Here is a 24,603-nt window from a genome sequence, read left to right on the forward strand (position 1 = left end):
TAATTTTTGGCACAGAACTCGCCTTAGCTACTCCATGATTATTTACATTTCTCAGTATCATGGATTTAGACAGCACACTAAAACGCAAACCTCAGCAATCAAAAGCTAAAAAATGGCTGGCTAGTGCAGCTATTGGCGTATCGGCTCTTGGCGCTTTAATGGTGTATCAATGGGCGACACCCACTGTGGTTGCTGCAAGCCAACTGCAAATAGCAACCGTAGAACAAGCCGATTTTGTGGTAAAAATACGTGGCTTTGGCCGTTTAAAGCCAAAGTATCAACGTTATTTAACCAATACCGATACTGCAATGGTCGAAGCTATCCATGTTTACCCCGGCACTATCGTTAAAAAAGACACAGTGATTTTAAGCCTCGTCAACCCACAGCAAGCGCAGCGTTTATCGGTCGCTCGGCTAGAACTTGCTCGCCAAAAAGCCAGTGTTAATGAGCAAAGAATTAACCAGCAAAGTGAACTACTTGAGCGCCAAGCAAATCTCGCCATATTAAAAAGTGAGCTGCAAAGTGCAGAACTTAGAGTCGATGCTGAAAGCAAACTGATCGAGCAAGGGATTGTTTCAAGCCTCGATTACAAACGAAGCATGCTAAACGTTGCACAGCTTACAGAGCGCGTAAGTATCGAGCAGCAACGCCTTGCACAGCTTAAAGAAATGCACTTACAACGTAGCAAAATACAGCAAGAACTATTAAGCCAATTTGAGCTTAATTATCAAGTTGAGCAACACGCTTTTGATCAGCTGCAAATAACGGCAGGTATCGATGGCATGCTGCAAGAATTGAATGTTGAACTTGGCCAAAATCTCGTGCCCGGTACCCGCCTTGCGGTGGTTGGATCAAACAAAGCACTCAAAGCAGAGCTAAGCGTTAAGCAAGCTGATGCCGAAAAAGTGGCACTCAATATGGCAGCGAAAGTAAACACCTTTAGCCAAGCAGATCACGGTGAAGTTGATGCCAAAGTCACCCGAATTGACCCTATCGTTACCGATGGTCGAGTCATTATCGAACTTGATTTACAGGGCACACTACCAGCCAATGCCCGCCCCGATTTAAGCATTGAAGGCTATGTGGTTAGCAACATTATTCCCGATGCGTTAACCATTAACGTGCCGCAAAAAGCACAAGCAAATAGCGAAGCCACGCTATTTAAACTTAATCCAAATACCCAGTTAGCAACGCCAACCTATATCGAATTTGGTACACTCAGTGACAATCAAATTCAACTTTTGAGCGGTGCCACCGTGGGCGAACAGCTGATCATTTCAGACCTTTCTAAATGGCAGCATTTGGCAACAATAAAAATCGAACAGGACAGTTTATGAAAACCAATACGCTTATCTCATTAAACAAAATCGCCAAAGTTTATCGCGGCCAAAATGTTGAAACCTATGCATTAAAAGACATCAGCCTGAATATTAATCAAGGTGACTATATCTGCATTAGCGGCCCATCTGGCTGTGGTAAATCGACGTTGCTGTCATTATTAGGCTTACTCGATAGCCCAACTGCTGGCGACTATTTCATTAAAGAAGTCGACACAAAAACACTTGATATGGATCAGCAAGCTGAACTTAGAAACCTTCACATTGGTTTTATATTTCAGTCGTTTAACCTAATTGATGAATTATCGGTGTTTGACAACGTAGCACTGCCGCTCACTTATCGAGAGCCAGCCATGAGCCCGAGCGAAATTGAGCTTGCGGTAAAACAGGCCCTTGATGAAGTTGAGATGGGCCACCGCTCTCAGCACAAACCAAATCAATTATCTGGTGGTCAGCAACAGCGTATTGCTATTGCCCGCGCACTGGCAGGCAAGCCAAGCATTTTATTGGTGGATGAGCCAACTGGTAACTTAGATTCAAAAAATGGTGATGCCGTCATGGACTTGCTTGATGAGCTGAATAAAAAAGGCACCACGATTTGCATGGTAACCCATGATTTACGTTATGCCGGACGTGCTAAAACGCAACTTAAATTGCTAGATGGTGAAATTGTTTCCTACTCTGAAGCTCGCCAAGCACCTAGCAGCGACAATACTGAGCATGCACTTGAAAGCGCTGAGGTGATGTAATGAAATTAACCAAAACACGCGCCCAATTAAGCTTAGCGTGGGCATCATTAATGAATGCTCCGGGCTTTGTCACTGCGGTTATCGCAACGCTTGCTTTAACATTGGCCACCTTGTTTGTGGTGCTTAGCCTTGTTAACAGCTACTTTTTAAAGCCCCTTGATGTGTACGATGAAAGCCGCATGGTAGTGGTTGAGCAATCACTTACTTATGATGACTACGATGCTACTGGCTTTCAAAGCTATCAGTCGATGGTGCATTGGCTTAAGCATAATCAAAGCTTTGAACAAAGTATGATGATCAATGCAGGTGAGCAAATCTTTGCAAACCTTGATGGCGAGCCGAAAGAGCCTGTGCTGTATGTTGGCGGCAACTATTTTGACTTATTAAACACGCCATTTTTAATGGGACAGGGCTTTGACCTTGGTGAAACGCTGGAAACTCTTGATGACCGCGTTGTTATATCTGCCAATTTTTGGCGCAAGCATTACAACAGCGACCCGAACATTATTGGTAAAACACTTTCAGTCATGGCGGGTGAAACCGATTATGTTCACCGTATCGTGGGTGTTGTTGATGACTCATTCAGCCCTCCTTACATGTTTAAAGCAAGCGATGTTGAAGTATGGTTTCCATCAAGTGCTGACCGCCGTTTCTTTCACAATGATGATTGGCAAAGCCCATGGACAAACACTTTTAAAAACCTAAAACTGATTGCAGTTTTAAAGCCTGGGGTCACCATAGATCAAGTTAAAGTCGATTTAAAACAGCAAATTGATACGGTTAAATCAGAGTGGCTAAACAATGGTGGTATCACCGATGTAAAACCTGAAGTAACCCCGTATCGTGACGTTGAGCTGGGTAATAACGATGACTTAAGCTTAATGATGTTAGCCGGTGCAGTAGGGCTACTGATTATTGCGGTACTTAATGTAAGCACTTTATTCTTCTCGCGCGCTCTTGCTCAACATAAAACCCTCGCTTTGCAGGCGGTGTTAGGTGCAAAACGCAGCACATTATTTAAAAGTATCTTTTTACAGTCACTGATTTTAATGACCTTATCGGTAAGCATTGCGCTGTTTTTATCGGTATGGGGCATACGTTTATTTAAAGTACTAGCAGAAGGCCGATTACCACTGGTTAATAGCTTGGCCGTGGATAGCACATTGGTCATTGTTGCCATCATACTTTGTATTGCTCTTGCTTATATTTTCTCTGTAATTACAGCGCGTTTGGTAAATTACAAAACCCTAAATACGCAAATGCAGAACAGTGGTAAAGGCGGAGTTTCGCAGGTATCAGGTCGTACAGTGCGTATTTTAATTGGCTCACAAATGTTTGTTGCCGCGTTGCTTGTGAGTTTTTCGGTGATGGTAGTCAGTAAAGCCATGGGCACGATTAACCGCCCACTCGGCAGTGATACCGAAAACCTGTATTTTGCCAACCTGTTCCAGCCAAATAATCAAATGTCATTGGCTGAACGCTACGAACATATGCTGCAATACAAGCAGGTTTTGCTTGATAGCCAAGGCATTGATGATGTTGCCCTGGGTCACAGCCCTGTTTCGCAAAGACAAAATGCCAATACCCTGACTGATGTAAACGGTAAAAGCTCAATTTTCTTCCCTAGTCAGTGGGTAGGGCCTGATTACTTTGCGTTAGTTAACACCAAAATTCTCGCTGGCCGCACCTTTAGCGAACAAGCTATACGTGGTGAAACCAACGAGATACTGGTATCAGTTAGCGTTGCAGAGAACTTATTACCAAGCCAAGACTATCGAAATATCATCGGCAAGAGCTACCAAGGCTTAGAAGAAAAGATGTATGAAGTAGTGGGTGTAACCGAAGATTTTAATCACCCTAAATACTACGATGAATCGTTTGGTCGTCACATTTGGTGGCCAGCAACACCGTATAGCTACATGTTTACTATTAAAGCTTCTGATGGCGTTAAGCTGACTAACAAACAAATACTTAATACGCTAAAAGAAAAGAACAGCGACTTAACCATGTGGCAGTTTAATGACCTGCAACAAGAGTACGACAATTTACTGTATATGAGCCGACTGACCGTGGTTCTGTGTAGTACCTTAGCGCTATTTACTCTATTATTAGCAGCAATCGGTATTTTTGGGGTACTGAGCTACAACCTGGGTCTGCGCCGCTATGAGTTTGGTATTCGTATGGCATTAGGTGCGAAAAAAGCACGCTTATTCAAGCTGATGAGTGTTGAAGCGATTATCCCTGTGCTCATTGGTTTTGCGGTTGCTCTCGCCGCGGTAATAGTAGGCTTTTACATGTTACAAGGACAGCTAATGTCTTGGCTGATACTTGATGTAAGACTGCAATTACTCGCTTGGAGTATTACCTTATTTATTGCGCTATTCGCTTGCTTTAGACCTTTGGTTTTACTGCTTAAAGCAAAACCTATGGCCGCACTACGTAACGATTAACAGCACAAAATGGTGGCTTAAATTTAAGCCACCTCAACAGGATAATAAAAAAACATCATGGACAAAATCTTAGTCATAGACGATCAAGCTGATGTACGTCTGGCTGCTACTGTTGCATTACAACAATTAGGCTTACACTGCCATGAGGCCGAAGGCCCTGAACATGCCCTTGAGTTATTAAAATCAGAGCACGTTAGCCTGATTTTGCTTGATATGAACTACAAGCTCGACACGACCTCAGGTGAAGAAGGGTTACGCTTTTTAAAGCAACTAAATCAATTAGGTTCGACCATACCTGTCATTGTGATGACCGCATGGGCCAGCATTGACGTCGCTGTTAAAGCCATGCAATTAGGGGCAGTCGACTTTGTTGAAAAGCCATGGAATAACTTGCGCTTAACCGCCGTTGTACAACAACAACTCAAGCTCAAGCAAAGTAATCACGACAACGCGTGCTTAAAGGCGCTTACCAGTGACACACAAGCACATTACATAGCTCAATCAGAAATCATGCAGCTGTTGCTTGCCAAAGCTGAGCGCGCAGCTAAAACCGATGCCAGCATTTTAATTACCGGCGAAAATGGCACTGGCAAAAGCTTATTGGCACATTATATCCACCAGCACTCGCTCAGAGCTGATAAACGCTATGTAAGCGTGAATGTTGGCGCCATTGCCCCGACGCTATTCGAAAGTGAATTATTTGGCCATAAGAAAGGCTCTTTTACTGATGCCAAAGAAGACCGCCTAGGGCGTTTTGAAATTGCCGAAGGCGGCACCTTATTTTTAGATGAAATTGCGACTTTAAGCCTTGAGCTACAAAGTAAAATGCTCCGTGTGCTAGAAAGCAAAGAATTTGAAGTGCTAGGCTCAAGCCAAACCAAAACCGCCAATGTTCGCATTATTTCTGCCACCAATAGCGAATTAGCTACGGCTATTGAGCAGGGTGAGTTCCGCCGTGATTTATTATTTAGACTCAATACCATTGAACTGCACATTCCACCGCTTCGTGACAGAAAAGACGACATCGCTCCCTTAGCTGAACACTTGTTGTTAGTGCATGGTAAAAAATACCAACGAGCGAATATGGCGCTCAGTGATGATGCTCTACAGGCGCTAAAAAATTATAGCTGGCCTGGTAATATTCGTGAGCTAAGTCACTGCATTGAACGCGCGGTGATCATGAGCGATAACAACAATATTCAAACCAATGACCTTATTTTAGATCAACCAAGTTGCGAGCAAACAAATAGCAATGCCGAACAGGCTTTGCCACTATTGCCCCTTGAAGAGCTTGAAAAACAAATGATTCAAAAAGCGCTGCTGCAATTTAATGGCAATGTTATCGCCGCAGGAGAGTTTTTAGGATTAAGTAAATCGGCTATTTATCGTCGCATTGATAAACATCAGCTCGATTTAAAAGAAGTAGAACGCTAAATGAGTAGCAAGTTGTCGTTAGAGCAGCGTATTCGACGCTATTTTTATATGGTTATAGCGGTGCTATTAACGCTTGGCATTGCCCTTTCGCTCAGCTTAAAACTAGATTGGTTCGCCAGTATCAGCCTATTATTGCCGTTTATCGGGATAAGCGCTTTTGCTTTAATTAAAAGCTACCGTGCGATCACCGATGTGGTTGAACGCTTTGGCCTGCAACTAGATGCATTGGCAAATGACGAAAGTAATAGTTGGCATTTAGCGTCTTATCAAAGTGGACGAGTCGCAGCGCTTAAGCAAGATTTTGCCAAGCTCAGCAATAAAATAGCCAAGAACAAACGCCATTATATGCAAACAGAAGAGTTTGTTTTTGAGTTTGCCAGCATGCTGGACTTACCCATCGTTATACTAGACCCCCATGGCTTAATTTACTTTAGTAATAAGGCGTTTATAAATAGTATTAGCCATCGCCAAATTGAAGGTAAATCGGCCAGCGACTTAGGCATTGCTCTGCATGATGGCGAATGGCAACAAAATAGTGACTCGCTGTTTAAACAACGCTTTCAAATCTCATCGCAGACTTTTTGGCGGACCGGCAGAAACTTTGAATTACTAACCTTCTTTTCAATTGAGCAACAGCTTCGCGATAACGAACAACTTGTTTGGCAACGGTTAATTCGCGTGTTAAATCATGAAGTGCGTAACTCACTCACGCCGATTTATTCGATGAGTCAATCATTGCAAACCCTTAAGCGCCAAGGGCAAATTAGCAGTCACGATGATCTCGCCCAAGATATGCTGCAAGTAATAGAAAAACGCGCTCAGCACTTGCTTGATTTTGTAGCCAGTTACAGTGCGTTTGCCAAGCTACCACCCGCACAAAAGCAGGCAATCAGTAGCGAGCAATTAAATACTCGTTTAAGTGCTATTTTTCCTGAACTAGTAATAAATAGCAGCGAAGAGTTACATATTAATGCCGACTTTGGTCAGCTAGAACAAGCGTTGATCAACCTGATAAAAAATGCCTTTGAAGCAGGCAGCAATTCTGCCCCAACCCTCACTTGGTCAAGGCAAGGTGATAGCTTAAATATTACAATTAGCGACCAAGGTTGTGGCATTCAAAACCCCGATAACTTGTTCGTGCCATTTTACTCAACCAAAGCAAATGGCACAGGTATAGGACTTGTGATCACCCGAGAACTTGTGCGCAACCAAGGTTTTGAGTTATCAATAAACTCAAAACCCCAGCAAGGCACGCAAGCTACAATTACTGTGCTCAGCTAACTTATTTTACAAATGTGGCTTTCACACGCTTAGATAACAGCATGTAAGGTCCCCAGATCACAGCTTGAATAAGGCCTCTGATAATCATAGTTCTAACTTCATCGTCGAACACATCGACATCGGGCACAATTAAACTAACCGCATAGGCATCGAGAGCAATAAACGCTAATCCACCAAATAATATCGCTAAGTACCAACTTACAAACGCTTTCTTATGCTTAAAAAACAACACGATTAAATAGAGCGAAGCTAAAAATAATGCTGCATTAAAAGCCATTTCAATGATTAGTAAAGGCTCCCAAAGCGGATGATACATATCACCAAATTGCGACGTTAAACGTTGCCACATCTCGGTCGTGAAAATGGGTTTAAAGGTATTAATTGATTCGATAAATACTCTAAAAGGGCTGATCACTACACCTATCGCCACAAGAATGAGCCAACCTTTTATGCCAACTAAGTCATCATTTACGGAGCTTTTAGCTTCTGGTGTTTCGATTTGGTTTTGTTGTTTTGCTTCTTCCATGAGTTTTCCTTTTTATTTTTATTTCTTCTACTATACGCTTATTTTTTAATAAAATTCACAAAAACAACAGATTGTTGCGCTTTCAGAAAAACCACGCTATGTTTATTTTTTAAACTACGGAAGGTCATAAAAATGAAAAACGCTATAAAACCCATCGTATTAGCAACATCACTTATTCTAGTTACAGCTTGTAATTCAACGGCTCCTATTAATAAAACAGCAACGACAGCCATAAACCAAGAAAAATTTAGCCAATTTCATCAGTACGATGAAAAATCAAATATCACCCTTGAGTACACTGACTACGGGCAAATATTAAATGCCTCGGTGATTGATTTAGGTATGTCAGACCGCTATCGCATTTCACAAAACACAACCAAAATTGGCACCCGGTTGTCGTCGAACCCAAAACCGTCGACTGCAACAGAAGCAAACCGCTTTTATTATGATTCGTACAAAAAGAATCCTCAGATGAAGCAAGACTTGCAAATAGTGCAAGAAAATATGGCCGACCTGCCAAACAAAATTAATTTAAGTAACTTACCAAAATCAGAGTTACTCGCTTACTGGCTCAATCTTTATAACGTGACGGTACTCAATGAGTTAGTGCAGCAGTACCCTGTTAAGAACCTGACCAAGTTATTAAATGAAGAGCCAAGTTTTTTTGATAAGCCACGCTTTAACTTTAACGGTAACCAGTATTCATTAAACGACATTGAGTACAACATTGTTGCACCGCTATTTAACAATGACCCGCTATTAATATATGGCTACTACCGTGGCTACATTGGCAGCCCAAATTTGCTTGACCACCCATATACAGCAAAAAATGTGTTTGCAGCCCTAACCACCAATGCAGTGCAATTTGTTAATTCAAACCGTGGTAGTGTGATAGGTAACCATAGCACTCGTGTTTCTTCTTTATACCTTGAAAAGAAAAACTATTTTCCTAACTTTGAAGAAGATTTGGCTGACCACCTTCAATCGTTAGTAATTCAAGAGCCAGATAAAGACCAAGTTGTAAAAAACCTCTCTTTTAGTATCGATAACTACGACATTACCGACATTCTAGGTACCGATGTTGAATATGGTGGAGGTAACGCGACTGTCGCCGATCCGAGTATAGTAGCAGATGGCTTTGATACTAACTTTATTGCTTATGGTAAAAACTTAACCAAAGAAGTCGGCCATGTAAGCCCGTTACGCCGCGAGATTTTGCAAAAAATCACGCAAAAATACTATGAAGCAAATACTCGCGTTGAAATAAAAGACTTACCAGCTAAAGAGTCTGAAGATAAATAATATAAACCTAAAGCGGCTCGCTATGAGCCGCTTAAGTACCCAACTAAAACACTTAGCAAAACCGCAATAGCCAACTTTAAGTCTTGTTTTTTCTGTGTTAATTACCTGGATATTGCCAATTTAAAGCAAAAGTAATGTGTTTATTTTTTGTACTAAGGAAGGTGGTGAAAATGAAAAGCGCTATAAAGACCATCGCATTAACAACATCACTTATTTTGGTAACGGCCTGTAATTCAACGGCTCCTATTAATAAAACAGCCATCACAGCAATTAACCAAGAAAAATTTAGCCAATTTCATCAGTATGATGCAAACTCAAACATTACTCTTGATTACGCTGGCTATGGGCAAATATTAAGTGCTTCGGTCATTGATTTAGGCATGTCTGACCGCTACCGCATCACCTCACACACCACGACGATTGGTACACATTTATCATCCAACCCTAAACCTTCAACAGCAACAGAAGCAAACCGCTTTTATTATGATTCATATAAAGACAATCCTAAAATGAGGCAAGCCTTGCAGGTCATACAAAAAAATATGGCCGACCTGCCAAATAAGATTAACTTGAGTAACTTGCCAAAGTCTGAACTGCTTGCTTACTGGTTCAATCTTTATAACGTGACGGTACTCAATGAGTTAGTCCAGCAGTACCCAGTAAAAAACTTATCTAAGCTAATAAACGAAGAGCCAAGTTTTTTTGATAAGCCACGCTTTAATTTTAACGGTAATCAATATTCATTGAACGATATAGAGTACAACATTGTTGCACCGCTATTTAACAATGACCCGCTATTAATATATGGCTATTACCGTGGTTATATTGGTAGCCCAAATTTACTTAACTACCCATATACAGCGAAAAATGTATTTACCGCCCTGACTAACAATGCAGTGCAATTTGTAAATTCAAATCGTGGCAGTGTTATTGATACTCATAGCACACGTGTTTCTTCTTTATACCTTGAAAAGAAAAACTATTTCCCTAACTTTGAAGAAGACTTAGCTGACCATCTTCAATCATTAGTTATTCAAGAACCAGATAAAGACCAAGTTGTGCAAAACCTCTCTTTTAGTATCGATAATTACGATATTACCGATATTTTAGGTACCGATGTTGCTTATGGTGGAGGTAATGCAGTTGTTGTCGATCCTAGTATTGTGGCACTGGGCTGGGATAAAACATTTACGACCTATGGTAACCACTTAACTAAAGCTGGCACTGTAAGCACATTACGCCGCGAGATTTTGAAAAAAATTACGCAAAAATACTATGAAGTAAATAGCCGCGTTGAAATCACTGATTTACCTAATAAAGAAAGCACTGAAAATTAGCGCTTATTGAGCATTGGACCTAAAAAGAAGCATTTATATTGAATTTTATTTGGCTCATGCCGTGAAATTCAGTAATTTGTCATATAAAACTAAACGTAATTAGAAAATAACAATGAAATGGATGCACTTACAACTTAAGGTACTGGCTGTTTTTTTATTCTTTGTGAGCTGCTTTGCAGCCGCTGAAGACTATCAGGTTGCGCCTGCAGCTAACTGGGTAAAACACCATGAGTTACTCACCCCAGAGATTCCTCGAGACCAAATACGAGACGGGACTTTCTACCTGATGCTCGACACTCAGCTTCAGGTATCTGAGCAAGCCCCACAGCAACGCTTTAATCGTACTGTAATGCAGGCGGTCAATCAGTCTGGGGTTGATTATATAAGCCAGCTGAATATTGATTTTGACCCAAATTATCAATCTCTTACGCTCAATAGTTTAGGCATTATTCGTGACGGCCAATATATAGATAAACTAAATAGTGCCGAGCTTCAGGTGTTACAACGCGAGACCGACTTAGCAAGTCGTATATACAATGGCACCTTAAGCCTAAATGTCATTATTGATGATATGCGGGTAATGGATATTTTAGATTACAGCTATACGGTTTCGGGAAGTAATCCGGTTTATCAGCACTTCAGTACCAAGCGTACACTGAACTGGTCGGTGCCGATAGTGCAGCAATTTATGCGGGTAAAGTGGCAAAAGCCTACGCCCTTATATATCAACTTTATGAATGGCGAGTCACCAGTTACTAAAACCAAGCTCGATACGGGTTTTGACTACCAAATTAGCCAACACAATGAGCCGACCCTTAGCTCTGCAAGCGAAGTACCGCATTGGTATTCGCCTTACAAGGAAGTGTATTTCTCTGAAGTAAATAATTGGCAAGAGGTGATCAATTGGTCGTTACCTTTATACCAATCGGCCATCGAAGTGAGCCCAGCTATTGAAACAATTGCCCGTCAAATTAAGTTTCAACATACCGACTTAGAGTCTCAAATTGTGGCTGCCCTGCGCTTTAGCCAAGACGAAGTACGTTATTTAGGCCTAGAAATGGGCACTAACTCGCACCAGCCTACTCCTGCATCAGAAACCTTGGCACTGCGCTATGGCGACTGTAAAGACAAAACCGTCTTGCTCATTTCTTTACTTAAAGCGCTCGGCGTTGAGGCTCATCCAGCTTTAGTTAACACCGAAGAAAGAAAACGTACTGCCAGCTTACCGGTCTCTCCTAGCTTGTTTGACCATGTGATTGTCACCTTAGAGCACCAAGGTAAGCGCTATTGGCTTGATCCGACCATTTCGTACCAGCGCGGCGATTTAGCACATTTAGCTCAACCGAACTACGATGTAGCGTTAATCATAAAGCAAGGTGAGACAGGCTTTACAGATATGTTCACAGAGCCTGCCCTAAAACGCATACAGGTTTTTGATAGTTATCAGATCCCAGAAGGTATTGATGAGCCAGTTAGTTTCTCAACTCAATATAAATACGGCGACTTTGAAGCAATTAACCGCCGCAGCTCAATCGCTGAAAACAGCTTAAAAAGCATAGAAGATGATTACCGCGAATATTATCAAGATACCTACAAGGGCTTAAAAACAGTCAAACCTATGCTGGTTGAATCTCCAGAAGACACCGGTCAGCTAATTACCAATGAGTACTATACTATTGATAACTTTTGGCGACCTAAGGGTAATGATTTTCAAAACGACTTTTACGCTAGTGAAATTCAAAACTCAGTTTATAAGCCGGAACAGCGAGAACGTAACAATGCACCAATGTGGTTTCGTTACCCAAATAATATCGAAACAACCATAAAGGTTACGTTTACGGATACTAATTGGCAGTTTAATGATGAGCAGGTCACAGTCGACAACCCATTTTTTCATCTCGAAAAACGCGTGACATTTAAAGACTCGGTGTTGACCTTATACTTTGATTACAGTGCTAAGCAGGATCATATTCCAGCCGATCAAATAAACCTTTACCTAAGCGAGCGTAAAAAACTCAATAACGCGACCCATTACGGCATCATTAAATACGGCACAAATAGCGCCACAACCACACCAGCGGATGACGAAACCAACTGGTATAGCGTTTTTATTTTAAGTTACTTGGCGGCAATCATCTTTTTCATCGCGGCTTGGCGTATAGAAGCAAGTAATCGCCCAGTTTTTGCTGAGCAACAGTTCTACCCTGTCAGTAACAGTAAGTTTGTTATTTACAGCTTATTAAGCTTAGGAATATTCATTCACTACTGGAGCTATCGCAACTGGAAAGCGATAAAAGAGCAACAACAAAGCCATATTATGCCGATTGCTCGAGGGATATTTGCACCGCTGTTTTTTATTCCGTTGTTACTTGAGCTTTGCAAGCACAGCGAGCAAACCTTTGGCAAAAATAAGATCATGCCCGTTGCGGTTGGGTTCGTGTTATGGCTGGCGATTATCATTTCTGAAGTCGTAAGCTATAACTGGGAATATGGTACTTGGCTGTTTTTAGTTACACCTATTCTATGGTTGCCTCTGGTTAATTACATTCAAAACCTCAAGCAACCACAGCAGGCTCTTGAGTACCACTCTCAGTGGCGAGCGAGGCAGGTTATCATTTCGATACTCATGTTGCCTTGGTTATTTTATGGCTTAATTTATGAGCTATATTTGTTGCCAAGTTCAACCATAGTAACCGGCGATAAGCTTTGGTCTTATCAAGTTAACTTTTTAAAAAGAAAAGAAATTATTCCTGCCAACGAGAGTGTACATTATTTTTATAGTGACGCATTTATCGATTTTAAAACTGATGGAAACGGCATCACAGAAAACACTATTTTTAGTTACTGGGAAAATGAGCAAGGTGTGCTCGAAAAAGATCAACGCCGCTTTAGTGACATTAAGGAGATCAACGTTGATTATGCTAAAAGCGCCCTACTAACCACCACGGTAACAGTAATCGACCATAATGGTGATGAAATGCTGTTATTTTTGAGCCATGAAGATGACTTAGATAAGAAGTTTGTCGCTGAGGTAGAGCGATTAATTAAAGCCAATACCCCAACAACTGAGCAAAACGCAGATTAAGTCAGTCGCTTAATCATGCGCTTTAAGGCGGGCGCTTTCAGAGGCTTATAAAGTAATGGGTAGCCCGCATCTAGCACTAACTCGCGTATGCCTTCATCATGATTCGCGGTATTCACTATGGCAGGTAAGCGTGTTAATGCCGCTTGTTCAATCACTTCAAGGCCTGTTACCCCATCATCAAGCTGGTAATCAATGATCAACAATTGCGGCAGGGCTTGGCTTGCCTTTAACTGCTCAAGCTCCGCTAAGTTAGTGGCTGTTGAAATTTCACAGCCCCAATTTTCGAGTAGCTGCTTTAATGCCTCTAACACGTTGCGGTCGTTATCAAGCAACCAAATACGCAATTGCCCCAGCTCTGTTTCTTGTGATGCCTCAGCACCTTTCGCTTGCGCTGGCGCAGCACTCACTCTACAAGGCAGAGTTAGGGTAAATTGCGTGCCTTTACCAAGCTCAGACCCCATCACTAGGGGTATTTTAAGTAAGTCACATATACGTTTAGTGATTGCCAACCCTAAGCCTAACCCCTCGGCGCTTGGCTTTGCACCAAGCTGTTTAAACTCTTGGAAAATAGTTTGTTGATCGCTCGATGCAATACCAATCCCTGTGTCTTCAACAATAAAGGATACATGGTCATCGTCGTACTGCATTTTTAAGCGCACTTCACCTTGCTCGGTATAACGAATCGCATTACTCAAAAGGTTACGTAGTACTCGGCGTAACAGCGCTTTGTCGGTATGCAAGCGCACATCACAGGTTTCAATAATAAACTTTAAGCCTTTTTCACGGGCAAGGGCTTCGTAGTCATTTCGCAGTGGCTCAACCAACGAGCTGGCTGCAAACTCGCTCATTTGTACTTTAAACGAGCCTGAATCGAGCTTGGTTAACTCTAAAATACTCGATAACAACTCTTCGGCGCTGCCCAATGAATTCTTAATATTCATCGCCAGCTCTTTAAGTTCGGTGTCTTGGGCTTTTTCATTCATTAAAGAACAAAACAAACTCGCAGCATTGAAAGGTTGCAGTAAATCATGGCTGGCAGCAGCAAAAAAGCGTGTTTTACTGACCGTTGCTTGCTCCGCCACTTGCTTTGCCATCGACAACTCTTGGTTTGCTTGAGTCAATGCCAAGGTGCGGGCTGCGACTTTTTCTTCAAGGCTAACATTGGCTTCGGTTAACGCTTTTTGTTGTTTTACGAACTCAGTAATGTCGGTATAGGTTGTTACAAAACCGCCACCTGGCAGTGGATTACCTTGCATTTCAAACACGCGGCCATCATTGTGCGAGCGCTGATATTTATAAGCGCTGCCTTGGCGTAAATAGGCTAAGCGTTTTTCAACTTCGCTGGTCATGCTCTCGCCGCTAAATAAGCCGCGCTCAGCATTAAAACGAATAATATCGGCAACAGGGCGGCCTATGTAAAGCGCATCATCTGGGTAGGCGAACATATTTTTGTAGCCTTGGTTCCAAGCTACCAAGCGCAGCTCACTATCAACTACACTGATCCCTTGTTGAATGTTTTCGATTGTTGATTGTAGTAAATCACGATTAAATTTAAGTACTTGGCTTGCTTCATCAACAAACTCGGCAACCTGCTCTAGAGGCTGGCGCTGCTCATTTTTCGCCACATCTAAAATAAGCCGTGCCGATGCACCGCCGATCACCGCAGACATCTCGCGCTCAACTAATAGTTCTAACTCAACATTGGCAGGGCGCTTCCACTTACTTTTATCTTCCGGAAAGTAATGATTTACCAACGACTGCGCCGCTTCTTTTCTGTAGATGATTGCTTACCTTCGAATCATTCAGCTGCGACACAAACTTATTGCTCTGCAAGCGTTCAGCTAAGGTTGCTCGACTAAATAACGGTACTAAGAAATACACTAAACAGTTCGCACCTAGCGATAGCAATAAAGCTTGGCTAATACTTTCCATGCCTAATGAGAATAAGTCGGTTGGCGCTAACCAGTTTATTCCCCACGGTCCATTCACAAGCCATAAGCTATCGCTTCCTAAACCTCCGGCGATATTCGGTAGTAAAAGTGTGTATCCCCAAATAATAAAGCCGCTTAAAATCCCCAATTGAGCACCGCGACACGATGCTTGTCGCCACCATAAGCCTATGATCATGGCAGGCGAAAATTGCGCGACTAAGGTAAACGACATCAAACCCACATTGGCAAGGGTTGTACTTTCGCCCAGCACTCGGTGAGTGAAGTAACTAAGCAATAGAATCAATACGATAACGATTTTACGCGCATGTAATAGGTTATTTTTATCAAGCCCGCGACTACTCGATGTAAGTTGCGAGCGGCGTAAAATAAATTGGTTAATAAAGTCATTAGTGATCATCACTGAAAGCACAATTGATGACACAATCACCATACTGGTTGCCGCTGAAAAGCCGCCTAAAAAGGCTAATAACGCCACAAAAGCATCATCAGCCGCCATGGGTAAAGCCAATACAAAGGTGTCGTAGCCGACTTCTTGACCTTGAAAGTAAATTAATCCGGCGTATGCAATCGGTAGAATAAACAGGTTAATAAGTAAGAGGTAAATCGGAAATAGCCAACGCGCCGAGGCCAGCTCTTTATCGTTATTTTTTTCGATAAAGCTCATGTGGAATTGTCTTGGCAAACATAAGGTCGCCAAAATACCAAGCAAAGTATGAGCAACATACACATAGGTTGGACTTTGCGTTGCAGCCACTTGCTGATCAATATTTAGGTCATGCGCTTTTTCAAACAGTGCCACTGGGCTGTCGAATAGAGCAAAGCACACATACAAACCCACCGCTAAAAACGCCAACAACTTAACCACAGATTCAAAGGCAATACTGGCTATCAAACCTGGATTATGTTCGCTGGGCTTTAACCGCCTCGCGCCGAATAAAATAGCAAACAGTGCCAATACAAGCGTGATGTAAAAAGTACTATCGGCCCATACCTCATGGCTTTGTGTGGCAGCACGGTCGGTAAGTAAGTTGATACTTTGTGCAGTTGCACTTAGCTGTAAAGAGATATAGGGCACAATGGCAATTACTGAAATCAATGAAATGAGTCCAGACAAACTCGACGATTGACCATACCGAGTCGCAATAAAATCTGCCATTGAGGTTATTTTTTGCTGCCGACAAATATGTGCTATGCGGCAATAGACTTGCCAGCCAAAAATGAATAGCAAAATAGTACCGGCATAGGTCGGAGCCAACCACCAGCCGTTGTATGCAGCTTGTGCTGTGGTACCAAAGAACGCCCAAGAGGTGCAATACACCCCAAGTGATAAACCATAGGTTAAGCCTTTAAAAGGCAATACTTTTCTTTTATCAGCCCAGCCTGCAACCGCAAATAAAATTGCCAGGTATACAATTGCAAGAAGGCTTATTGACCAAATTGAGAACATCGCATGTGATTATTTTAATTGTTATAGCCCCAGCATAGTTTTTATTGCACGTAATTTACAGCCTAACTTTAGTGCTAATGCATTGTATTACGGAAGTTTAAAAAACAAACACAAAGAAATGAGAATTATTTTCAATTGAGTGTTGACAGTCACGTAAATCTAATTGATAATCACTATCAACAAGACAATAAAGTACTTGTTCGGAATAAACTGATTTGTTTCTCGACCCTGAAACACGTGTGGCCCACGATAAAGCTAAGATCGCCTGTTGCTAATCGCAACGCCCCTTGATATTGGCAACAGGTGATCGCCCTACTATTTTACTTGCTACATTGCTCATATCGGTGACGGTAGATATGAAACTCAAAAAGCCCTTACAGGGCTTTTTTTATGTCTAAAATTCGTACCAAATCTGCAAGCCAAACTAAATGAGAATTACTTTCAAAAACATGTTGACAGCATCGAAAACCTAATTGATAATTAATCTCAACAAGCCAAGCAAAGTATGATGACTTGTTCAGATTAAATTTGTTTCTCTACCCTGAAACACGTGTCGCCACGTTAAAGCTTTAGCTTATATGTTACTAATGGCAACGCCCCTTGATATTGGCGACATATAAGCGACCCTACTTATTTTACTTGCTACATTGCTCATATCGGTGACGGTAGATATGAAACTAAAAAAGCCCTTGCAGGGCTTTTTTTATGTCTAAAAGTTAATGCGTTAACTTTATCGACGATTCTTACGTGCACGTGCACGGCGTTGTTTTTTCTCTTCTTCTTTAGCGGCTTTTTTCGCCTCTGCAGCAGCGCGAAGCTCAGCAACCATTTGCTCTTCTTCTTCACGCATAGCCGGTGTTTCCATGGTAATACGACCAATAATGCCATCGCGTAATTCGTTGATAAGAATTTCAGACATTTTGTAAGTATCGATTTGATTACCACCGCGGATACAACCACGCTTTTTACCTGCCATTTCAACAAACTCCCAGTCAGACTCTGGTAGCTCATCAATTTTATAGCGGCTTTTTAAAAGTTCTGGGTATGCTTGCAATAAATATTCAGCGGTGTAACTTGCCACTTCTTCGTAGTCGATAGCGGTATCACGAATAGCGCCAGTTGCCCCTAAACGATAACCAGAGTTTTCGTTCTCTACTTTAGGCCATAACATACCCGGCGTATCGTAAAGCATAATGCCATCGTCAAGCTTAATACGTTGCTGCGCTTTGGTTACCGCAGGTTCATTACCTGTTTTTGCCACGATACGGCCGGCCAAGGTATTAATAAGAGTTGATTTACCAACGTTTGGAATACCCATGATCATGGCTTTAATTTGTTTATCAGCGCCTACTTTATGAGGCACTAATTTTTTACAAAGCTCATTAATACGATGTACTTCACCCGCTTTATCATTACCAAAATCAATCGCTTTTACGCCACTTTGCTGCTCAAAGTAGTCTTTCCAAGCTTGCGTTAACTTAGGATCAGCCAAGTCCGCCTTGTTCATGATTTTGATCACCGGCTTATCGCCACGCAACGCAGTAACCATTGGGTTTTCACTACTATAAGGAATACGGGCATCAAGTACCTCAATGATCACATCCATCTGTGGCATGATTTCTTTAATTTCGTTTCGGGCTTTGTTCATGTGACCCGGGAACCACTGGATGGCCATTTTTAACTCCTACAAGATAATTTCACGGTATTTTAACTGGCTCGGCAACGAATTGCGCTATAATGACGCAAATTTTTTCAAGTAAGCAGTTATGGCTCTTAAATCAACCATTATTAAAGCGCAATTATCGTTAAGCGATATGGATCGCCACATTTATCAAGATTTCAATTTAACACTGGCACAACACCCATCAGAAACCGAACAACGTTTGATGATCCGCTTGTTGGCTTTTGCGCTAAATGCCCGTGAAGGCTTAGAGTTTACTAAAGGCTTATGCGCCGATGATGAGCCTGAGCTTTGGCACATTAACTATAGCGAAGAAATTGAATTATGGATTGAGCTAGGTTTACCTGATGAAAAACGCCTGAAAAAAGCCTGCAATAAGTCGAAGCAAGTTGTTTTATATACCTACGGCGAAAATAACCAAGCGATTTGGTGGCAAAAACATCAACCTAAGTTGTATGATTTTAAAAACTTAAGTATTTTTAGTCTCGATTATGCCGCGACTCAGGCATTAGCCGACTTAGCTGATCGCAATATTAAGCTCACTATTACCATTCAAGATGGTGAAGTATGGGTTAGCTCAGATACAGCAAATATCGAAATTAAACCGCAACAGTTAATGTAAGGAATGCGATGGCAATTAGGCAAGTTATAGTATTACACGGACTTTATATGTCAGGCTTTGTGATGCGCCCACTGTGCGCGCGTCTTGAAAAGTCAGGTCTAAAAATACTCAATTTGACCTATAACACGCTCTCTCCCGATAGAGCGGCAATATTCGATAAGATTGATCGCTTTATCGGTGGTAAACCTACCGCCTTAGTTTGCCACTCTATGGGTGGCTTGGTTGCTCGCGCTTACTTAGAGGCCAATTCTCTTCAAAGTCGCCACGTTGAAAAGGTGATCACCTTAGGCACCCCGCATAAAGGCAGTCATATTGCTAAGCAAATGCAGCAAAAGGGCTTTGAAATGCTGTTAAAAAATAGCGTGGAGTTTTTATTACCTGAGAATGGCGATTGGCCGTTTGATGCCAAGCTTTATAGTATTGCCGGTGACTTACCAATAGGGCTAATGCCACTGATTGCTAAAGGCAGTGTCTCTGATGGTACAGTTTTGATAGATGAAACCAAGCTCAATGGCATGGCAGAACATAAGGTGTTTCATTTGAGTCACACCAGTATGATCTACTCACGCCAAGTGATGGATTACATTATTAAGCTTATAAATCAAAGTGAGTGATACTTTAATCTTCAGCACTTGCAGCCACTTTATATGAGATTAAAACAATGATCCCTAAGATCAATGGTACAGGTGCAGCAATATAGCCAAAGGTATCAAAGTTTGCGAAGCTAGCACCTGCTAGATGACCTACCAAACCGATAACAAATGCAAGTAATGCAATCACTACAACAACTATTTCAGCTTTGCTTTCTTTAACTGTTTTACCGTCCATTTTTCTTCTCCTGGTTAAATGCGGTAAAGTCATTATGCGCTTATGGTTCGTTGTTTTTTTGACCTAAATCAAGTTCTAAATCGGCCTACTTATCAGCGAGTACAAACCTTGTTTTAGATCATACTTTCTGCCTAATTTTTGAATATTTGCAAAATAAGGTAGATTTTTTGCTCAGTTGCCCCAAGTCTATATAAAAGTAATTCAAAGTTATGTTGATAGTGCACAAATGGACAAAACCAACCTTTGATAGTTAAAACCTATCACTATGTTCGAATTAAACCATTTTACAGATTAGCCAAGATGGCTAATACTTAACACCAAGCACTAGCAAGTAAACACTTAACGGTTTTTTTAAGGAGCAATCTATGTCACAGGTAAATGCAATTGGTTTAAACAGCGCAAAAAGTGAAGATATCGTAAATTCACTAAACTCTTTACTAAGCTGCTACCAAATCCAATACATGAACGCACGCGGCTTTCATTGGAATATTAAAGGTCGTAACTTTTTTGAATTACACCTTAAGTTTGAAGAAATTTATAACTTACTACTTGAGAAAGTAGACGAGATTGCAGAGCGTATTTTAACGTTAGGCGGTACACCGGTACATGCATTCTCTGAGTACATCGAAGATAGCAAGATCAGTGAAGCTAAAAATATTACTGAAGGTACTGCTGCAGTAGAAAACCTTTTAGCAGGTTACAGCACGCTTATTCAAATGCAGCGTGAAATCCTTGCACAAGCAGGTGATGCAGATGACGAAGGTACAGCATCGCTAATGGGCGACTACATTAAAGAACAAGAGAAACTTGTTTGGATGTTAAAAGCCTACCTTGGTTAATATTTAGAATTGACACGAAAAAGCCCTCAAATGAGGGCTTTTTTATATTTAGAAAGCATTACTTTAACCACTTTCTTAAATTATCGTACTCGGGTCTTGCTTGAAAAAAGCTTTCAGCATCTGGGTGAAAGTTAATATCCATTTCTACACCAGACCAAACTGTCTCTAATAAATTGCGAGCAATGATATTCGCTTTAATATAATCAACGCGTTTGTAACCCCGCGCTTTTACAGCCTGAAAGTAAGCCTTTGCAATCTCAATACTATCTGCAGTTGCTAATTCAAATTGTTCCAAATTAACCACAGCATACTGAATTGAATTTTCAGGGTACTTCATGATTTCTTGACCGACTTCAATACTAAATGAAGCAACGGCTTCTTTATTAAAGCTGCCACTAACTTCCACATAAATCACTGGCGGCTCAACAAAATAACGCCAATCACCATGGGCTTTAAACATGCTCACCCCTTTGAAATACAACTTAAGTTTACGCTTATAAAATTTATTTACTTATTTATCTAAGCCTTAATTCGGTAATAAAGCAATAAAAAACGCCATTTCTAATGCCTTTTCCTCAAGGCTTTTAAAGCGACCCGATGCGCCGCCATGGCCTGCATCCATGTCGGTTTTAAACACCAAAATGTTGTCATCGGTTTTAAGTTCACGCAGCTTAGCAACCCACTTCATTGGTTCCCAGTATTGCACTTGAGAGTCATGGAACCCGGTGGTAACAAGAATATTAGGGTAAGCCTGCGGCTTAATATTATCGTACGGCGAGTAAGCCTGAATCACATCATAAAACGCTGGATCATTTGGGTTACCCCACTCGTCGTATTCATTGGTCGTCAGTGGAATACTTTCATCAAGCATGGTGGTAAGCACATCTAAAAATGGCACATGACAACCTATACCTAAATAAAGCTCAGGTGCTTGGTTAACCACAGCGCCCATTAATAAACCACCAGCACTGCCACCAGACGCAAATACTTTTTCTGGGTGTGCATAGCCTTGCTTGGTAAGCGCTTGAGTAACATCAATAAAATCGCTAAAGCTATTTTGCTTAAATTGCTTTTTACCTTGCTCATACCAGTGACGACCTAGCATTTCACCACCACGAATATGTGCAATCGCATAAACAAAGCCTCGGTCAAGCAAGCTTAGTGAGCTGCTTGAAAAGCTTGGATCGATGGTAATGCCGTACGCGCCATAGCCGTATTGCAGTACTGGGTTAGTGCCATCTTTATTAAATTTATCAATGCGATAAACCAAAGAAACCGGCACTTGTTCGCCATCCCTTGCAGTAACCATTAAACGTTCTGAGCGATAATGCTCTGGGTTAAAATCACCCAACACTTGCTGTTGTTTTAATAAGGTTTTGTTACCTGTTTTTAAATCAACATCATACAAAGAACCTGGCGTCGTTAAGCTTGAATAGTAAATACGCGCAGAGCTCACATTCGGCTCAGGGTTCATGGCAATAGCAGCATAATAGCAAGGGTCATCAAACTCTAAAGTAAGACGTTCTGCTTGCTGATCCACCACCACAAAACGTGTTTGGCCAAGCTCTCGCTCAGTGAGGATAAGATACTCATCGAAAATTTCGACCCCTTCTAGCAACACGTTCTCGCGATGCGGTGTATGCTCCTGCCAACGATTTTTATCGGCAATGGTGCTTTGCGTCGCGGTCATTAAACGAAAGTTTTTCGCTTGCCAGTTGGTAACAATGTAAAAGGTATCACCTAGCTTATCGACATCGAACTCATGGCCTTCTTCGCGTGGCATTAAGGCGCTAAATTCACCCTCTGGGTTATTGGCATCAAGCACCCAAGTATCGTTTGTTTCTGTGGTCGCAAGGTCAATAATAATAAGGCTTTCATCGCGGCTTTTGCCAAGCCCCATAAAGAAGCTTTTATCTTGCTCTTCATAAACAAGTACGTCATCAGCTTGCGGGGTGCCTAAAACATGGCGGTAAACCTGAAAACCCAATAAGGTTTGCAGGTCTTTTTTCACATAAAACACCGTTTTGTTATCATTAGCCCACACCACTTGACCTTCGGTGTTTTCCAGCACATCACTAAACATCTCACCGCTGGCAATATTTTTAAAACGCACGGTATAAATACGGCGACCTTCGGTGTCTTCAGAGTAAGCAAGCAGCTGCTCATCAGGGCTAATTGCAACTTCACCTAACTCATAAAATTCGTAATCGCCAGCTAATTGATTTACATCTAACAACAGGTGCTTGTCGCGCGCTTCTATTGAGCTGCTACGATAATGGCGTGCATATTCATCGTCACCACGTACTTCTGAGTGATACCAATATTGGCCATCTTTCACGGGTACCGTGTTGTCGTCTTTTACAATACGGTCTTTTAACTCATTAAATAGCTGTTCGCGCAGTGGTTTTATGTCGGTAAGTTGTTTATCGCAATAATCGTTTTCGGCATTTAAATGCGCTAATACATCTTCATTTTCGCGCTCATCATCACGCATCCAATAATAATTATCGGTGCGCGTCAGTTGATGTGTAGTTAATTGCTGAGGGTGTTTTTTTGCAACAGGAGGATGCGCTAATAAAGACAAAGAATACGAATTTGACGACACAAGAAAAACCAAAATAAAAAAACGAATTGCTGGCAGTTTATCACAGAATTATACCAATCAGCTTAATTAAGTAGTCTATTTTGAGGCAATAAAACCTCGTTGATAACAAGGCAAAAATGTCGTTATTTAGTTGTTCTAAATGAGAAATTTTTAACGCAGTTAGCGGCAGGTTTAATCCCTCAAAATGATTAAGTATTATTGCGGGTTGGTATTAAAAAAGCCCACTCAAATTGAGTGGGCTAAGCAATGCTAAAATAGCATTTAGGGGGAAACTGTTAATGTGATACTTGCTGCCAAGCCATAGCCCAGCTTTTTCCTACACCTGGCTCAAACAGCGGGTTGTGTGAATCTTTAACACGACAAAACTCGCTAAATGGCCACGGTTTGCACATATAAATATGGCCCGTTTTTGGCTGCAGTACTTTAACACCTGCACTGTAATCGCTGCATGCTTGTGGGTAGACATAGTCATAATCTTGCAGACTATCTTGCACTCGCTCTTTACATTTTGCGATGCAATTAAACGCCACTTTTACATGCGTAATGCCCGACCCTTCAAGGGCATAAATTTGGTTTGAACGGTACGCAACCACTAAACCTTGTTGAGTCATTTTGCCCGCTTTTACCAGCGGAACATGCACGTTTATATGCTCGGCAACAGAACGTGGCCAATTATGAGGCTCACCCTGATCGGAACTGCTGATCGGGTATTCGAATGATAAATCGACTAGCTCTCCTTGCATGTCATAAAAGGTTACAATCACCCTATCTCCAACAAACAGTTGGGTATGATGATTTAAGCAACCAATCGGCAACCACTTCCCGGAGGCCATTGACGTATGCATAAACAAAATATCACCCTAAGAACAACTAATAGGCATTATCTAACAACCGAACAAAATAAATACTTTTAGTTTGAGGCAAGTGAACCAAAGCACTAGATTATGTGCTTATCAGCGGTCCCGCTATCATAGTTTAAAACCTTAGACCGGAAACTTTGCGTCCTAACCTTTCAGTTAGTTTGCCAAAAACAAGACTGAGTATAATCGTGACCGAATCACAAATCAAACAAAAGAATGTAACCAAACGTCTTATATAGCAAATAGTTACTAGCAAATGCGTTAGGAA

17 protein-coding genes, 1 pseudogene and 1 riboswitch are annotated in these 24,603 nt (G+C 41.5%); of the genes and pseudogenes, 11 read left to right on the top strand and 7 right to left on the bottom strand.

All coding sequences use genetic code 11. From position 1 onward, the window contains the following. Positions 1-59: 59 nt before the first annotated feature. The 5 genes from AOG26_RS13390 to AOG26_RS13410 are packed head-to-tail and all read left to right on the top strand — an operon-like array spanning position 60 to position 7,251. Complete coding sequence (locus AOG26_RS13390) at positions 60-1,337, top strand: efflux RND transporter periplasmic adaptor subunit (protein WP_054562940.1); 1,278 nt, start codon at positions 60-62, stop codon at positions 1,335-1,337. Then, positions 1,334-2,086 carry an ABC transporter ATP-binding protein gene (locus tag AOG26_RS13395; protein ID WP_054562941.1) on the top strand — a complete coding sequence of 251 codons (753 nt, stop codon included), beginning with the start codon at positions 1,334-1,336 and terminating at the stop codon, positions 2,084-2,086. Before AOG26_RS13390 ends, AOG26_RS13395 begins: the two co-directional genes overlap by 4 nt. Continuing rightward, positions 2,086-4,536: an ABC transporter permease gene (locus AOG26_RS13400; protein WP_054562942.1), complete on the top strand. Its 2,451-nt coding sequence runs from the start codon at positions 2,086-2,088 to the stop codon at positions 4,534-4,536. Before AOG26_RS13395 ends, AOG26_RS13400 begins: the two co-directional genes overlap by 1 nt. A gap of 57 nt (positions 4,537-4,593) precedes the next feature. Further along, positions 4,594-5,970: a sigma-54-dependent transcriptional regulator gene (locus AOG26_RS13405; protein ID WP_054562943.1), complete on the top strand. Its 1,377-nt coding sequence runs from the start codon at positions 4,594-4,596 to the stop codon at positions 5,968-5,970. Then, the gene (locus AOG26_RS13410; protein ID WP_054562944.1) at positions 5,971-7,251 is read left to right on the top strand and encodes a sensor histidine kinase; all 1,281 of its coding nucleotides are present in this window, start codon (positions 5,971-5,973) and stop codon (positions 7,249-7,251) included. A 1-nt stretch (position 7,252) separates the two neighbouring features. On the opposite strand, the gene AOG26_RS13415 is transcribed toward AOG26_RS13410, so the two are convergent. After that, a complete protein-coding gene (locus AOG26_RS13415) occupies positions 7,253-7,777 on the bottom strand; it encodes a DUF2569 domain-containing protein (protein WP_054562945.1) in 525 nt (174 codons plus the stop codon). 132 nt (positions 7,778-7,909) lie between these two features. On the opposite strand from AOG26_RS13415, the gene AOG26_RS13420 reads away from it, so the two are divergent. The 3 genes from AOG26_RS13420 to AOG26_RS13430 all read left to right on the top strand — a co-directional run bounded on the left by AOG26_RS13420 (position 7,910) and on the right by AOG26_RS13430 (position 13,501). After that, positions 7,910-9,079: a DUF547 domain-containing protein gene (locus tag AOG26_RS13420; protein ID WP_054562946.1), complete on the top strand. Its 1,170-nt coding sequence runs from the start codon at positions 7,910-7,912 to the stop codon at positions 9,077-9,079. 170 nt (positions 9,080-9,249) lie between these two features. Then, on the top strand, positions 9,250-10,416 hold the full coding sequence (locus AOG26_RS13425; protein WP_054562947.1) for a DUF547 domain-containing protein: 1,167 nt from the start codon (positions 9,250-9,252) through the stop codon (positions 10,414-10,416). Positions 10,417-10,528: 112 nt separating this feature from the next. Next, the gene (locus tag AOG26_RS13430) at positions 10,529-13,501 is read left to right on the top strand and encodes a DUF3857 domain-containing transglutaminase family protein (protein WP_054562948.1); all 2,973 of its coding nucleotides are present in this window, start codon (positions 10,529-10,531) and stop codon (positions 13,499-13,501) included. Here the strand turns inward: AOG26_RS13430 and AOG26_RS13435 are convergent. Both AOG26_RS13435 and ylqF read right to left on the bottom strand, forming a co-directional pair. Then, positions 13,498-16,900 (bottom strand): annotated as a pseudogene (locus AOG26_RS13435) (PAS domain-containing hybrid sensor histidine kinase/response regulator). The gene AOG26_RS13430 and the pseudogene AOG26_RS13435 sit on opposite strands and share 4 nt — an antisense overlap. A gap of 730 nt (positions 16,901-17,630) precedes the next feature. After that, on the bottom strand, positions 17,631-18,575 hold the full coding sequence (ylqF, locus tag AOG26_RS13440; protein WP_054562949.1) for a ribosome biogenesis GTPase YlqF: 945 nt from the start codon (positions 18,573-18,575) through the stop codon (positions 17,631-17,633). A gap of 91 nt (positions 18,576-18,666) precedes the next feature. Here ylqF and AOG26_RS13445 point away from each other — a divergent pair, with 91 nt between their 5' ends. Then, positions 18,667-19,203, top strand: a complete 537-nt coding sequence (locus AOG26_RS13445) for a YaeQ family protein (RefSeq protein WP_054562950.1) — start codon at positions 18,667-18,669, stop codon at positions 19,201-19,203. A gap of 8 nt (positions 19,204-19,211) precedes the next feature. After that, the gene (locus tag AOG26_RS13450; protein ID WP_054562951.1) at positions 19,212-19,817 is read left to right on the top strand and encodes a PGAP1-like alpha/beta domain-containing protein; all 606 of its coding nucleotides are present in this window, start codon (positions 19,212-19,214) and stop codon (positions 19,815-19,817) included. A 4-nt stretch (positions 19,818-19,821) separates the two neighbouring features. On the opposite strand, the gene AOG26_RS13455 is transcribed toward AOG26_RS13450, so the two are convergent. Further along, positions 19,822-20,031: a hypothetical protein gene (locus tag AOG26_RS13455; RefSeq protein ID WP_054562952.1), complete on the bottom strand. Its 210-nt coding sequence runs from the start codon at positions 20,029-20,031 to the stop codon at positions 19,822-19,824. A 365-nt stretch (positions 20,032-20,396) separates the two neighbouring features. On the opposite strand from AOG26_RS13455, the gene AOG26_RS13460 reads away from it, so the two are divergent. Further along, positions 20,397-20,870: a Dps family protein gene (locus AOG26_RS13460; RefSeq protein ID WP_054562953.1), complete on the top strand. Its 474-nt coding sequence runs from the start codon at positions 20,397-20,399 to the stop codon at positions 20,868-20,870. A gap of 58 nt (positions 20,871-20,928) precedes the next feature. Here the strand turns inward: AOG26_RS13460 and AOG26_RS13465 are convergent, their stop codons facing one another. The 3 genes from AOG26_RS13465 to AOG26_RS13475 all read right to left on the bottom strand — a co-directional run bounded on the left by AOG26_RS13465 (position 20,929) and on the right by AOG26_RS13475 (position 24,320). Then, positions 20,929-21,330, bottom strand: coding sequence for a hypothetical protein (locus tag AOG26_RS13465; RefSeq protein WP_095209738.1), 402 nt, complete (start codon positions 21,328-21,330; stop codon positions 20,929-20,931). Between the two features lie 66 nt (positions 21,331-21,396). Continuing rightward, positions 21,397-23,475 carry a S9 family peptidase gene (locus tag AOG26_RS13470; protein ID WP_054562954.1) on the bottom strand — a complete coding sequence of 693 codons (2,079 nt, stop codon included), beginning with the start codon at positions 23,473-23,475 and terminating at the stop codon, positions 21,397-21,399. A 275-nt stretch (positions 23,476-23,750) separates the two neighbouring features. Next, the gene (locus AOG26_RS13475; RefSeq protein WP_054562955.1) at positions 23,751-24,320 is read right to left on the bottom strand and encodes a hypothetical protein; all 570 of its coding nucleotides are present in this window, start codon (positions 24,318-24,320) and stop codon (positions 23,751-23,753) included. A gap of 107 nt (positions 24,321-24,427) precedes the next feature. Beyond that, positions 24,428-24,511: riboswitch (cyclic di-GMP riboswitch) on the bottom strand. Positions 24,512-24,603 lie beyond the last annotated feature (92 nt).

It is taken from the genome of Pseudoalteromonas sp. UCD-33C, from assembly GCF_001306895.1.
GTDB lineage: Bacteria > Pseudomonadota > Gammaproteobacteria > Enterobacterales > Alteromonadaceae > Pseudoalteromonas.

What these genes read in the sequence shown, in the direction of transcription:
- AOG26_RS13455 (WP_054562952.1), bottom strand. Translation starts at nt 20,031, where the DNA reads ATGGACGGTAAAACAGTTAAAGAAAGCAAAGCTGAAATAGTTGTTGTA.
- AOG26_RS13395 (WP_054562941.1), top strand. Translation starts at nt 1,334, where the DNA reads ATGAAAACCAATACGCTTATCTCATTAAACAAAATCGCCAAAGTTTAT.
- AOG26_RS13465 (WP_095209738.1), bottom strand. Translation starts at nt 21,330, where the DNA reads ATGTTTAAAGCCCATGGTGATTGGCGTTATTTTGTTGAGCCGCCAGTG.
- AOG26_RS13475 (WP_054562955.1), bottom strand. Translation starts at nt 24,320, where the DNA reads ATGCATACGTCAATGGCCTCCGGGAAGTGGTTGCCGATTGGTTGCTTA.
- AOG26_RS13460 (WP_054562953.1), top strand. Translation starts at nt 20,397, where the DNA reads ATGTCACAGGTAAATGCAATTGGTTTAAACAGCGCAAAAAGTGAAGAT.
- AOG26_RS13415 (WP_054562945.1), bottom strand. Translation starts at nt 7,777, where the DNA reads ATGGAAGAAGCAAAACAACAAAACCAAATCGAAACACCAGAAGCTAAA.
- AOG26_RS13425 (WP_054562947.1), top strand. Translation starts at nt 9,250, where the DNA reads ATGAAAAGCGCTATAAAGACCATCGCATTAACAACATCACTTATTTTG.
- AOG26_RS13405 (WP_054562943.1), top strand. Translation starts at nt 4,594, where the DNA reads ATGGACAAAATCTTAGTCATAGACGATCAAGCTGATGTACGTCTGGCT.
- AOG26_RS13445 (WP_054562950.1), top strand. Translation starts at nt 18,667, where the DNA reads ATGGCTCTTAAATCAACCATTATTAAAGCGCAATTATCGTTAAGCGAT.
- AOG26_RS13450 (WP_054562951.1), top strand. Translation starts at nt 19,212, where the DNA reads ATGGCAATTAGGCAAGTTATAGTATTACACGGACTTTATATGTCAGGC.
- AOG26_RS13390 (WP_054562940.1), top strand. Translation starts at nt 60, where the DNA reads ATGGATTTAGACAGCACACTAAAACGCAAACCTCAGCAATCAAAAGCT.
- AOG26_RS13420 (WP_054562946.1), top strand. Translation starts at nt 7,910, where the DNA reads ATGAAAAACGCTATAAAACCCATCGTATTAGCAACATCACTTATTCTA.
- AOG26_RS13400 (WP_054562942.1), top strand. Translation starts at nt 2,086, where the DNA reads ATGAAATTAACCAAAACACGCGCCCAATTAAGCTTAGCGTGGGCATCA.
- AOG26_RS13410 (WP_054562944.1), top strand. Translation starts at nt 5,971, where the DNA reads ATGAGTAGCAAGTTGTCGTTAGAGCAGCGTATTCGACGCTATTTTTAT.
- ylqF (WP_054562949.1), bottom strand. Translation starts at nt 18,575, where the DNA reads ATGGCCATCCAGTGGTTCCCGGGTCACATGAACAAAGCCCGAAACGAA.
- AOG26_RS13430 (WP_054562948.1), top strand. Translation starts at nt 10,529, where the DNA reads ATGAAATGGATGCACTTACAACTTAAGGTACTGGCTGTTTTTTTATTC.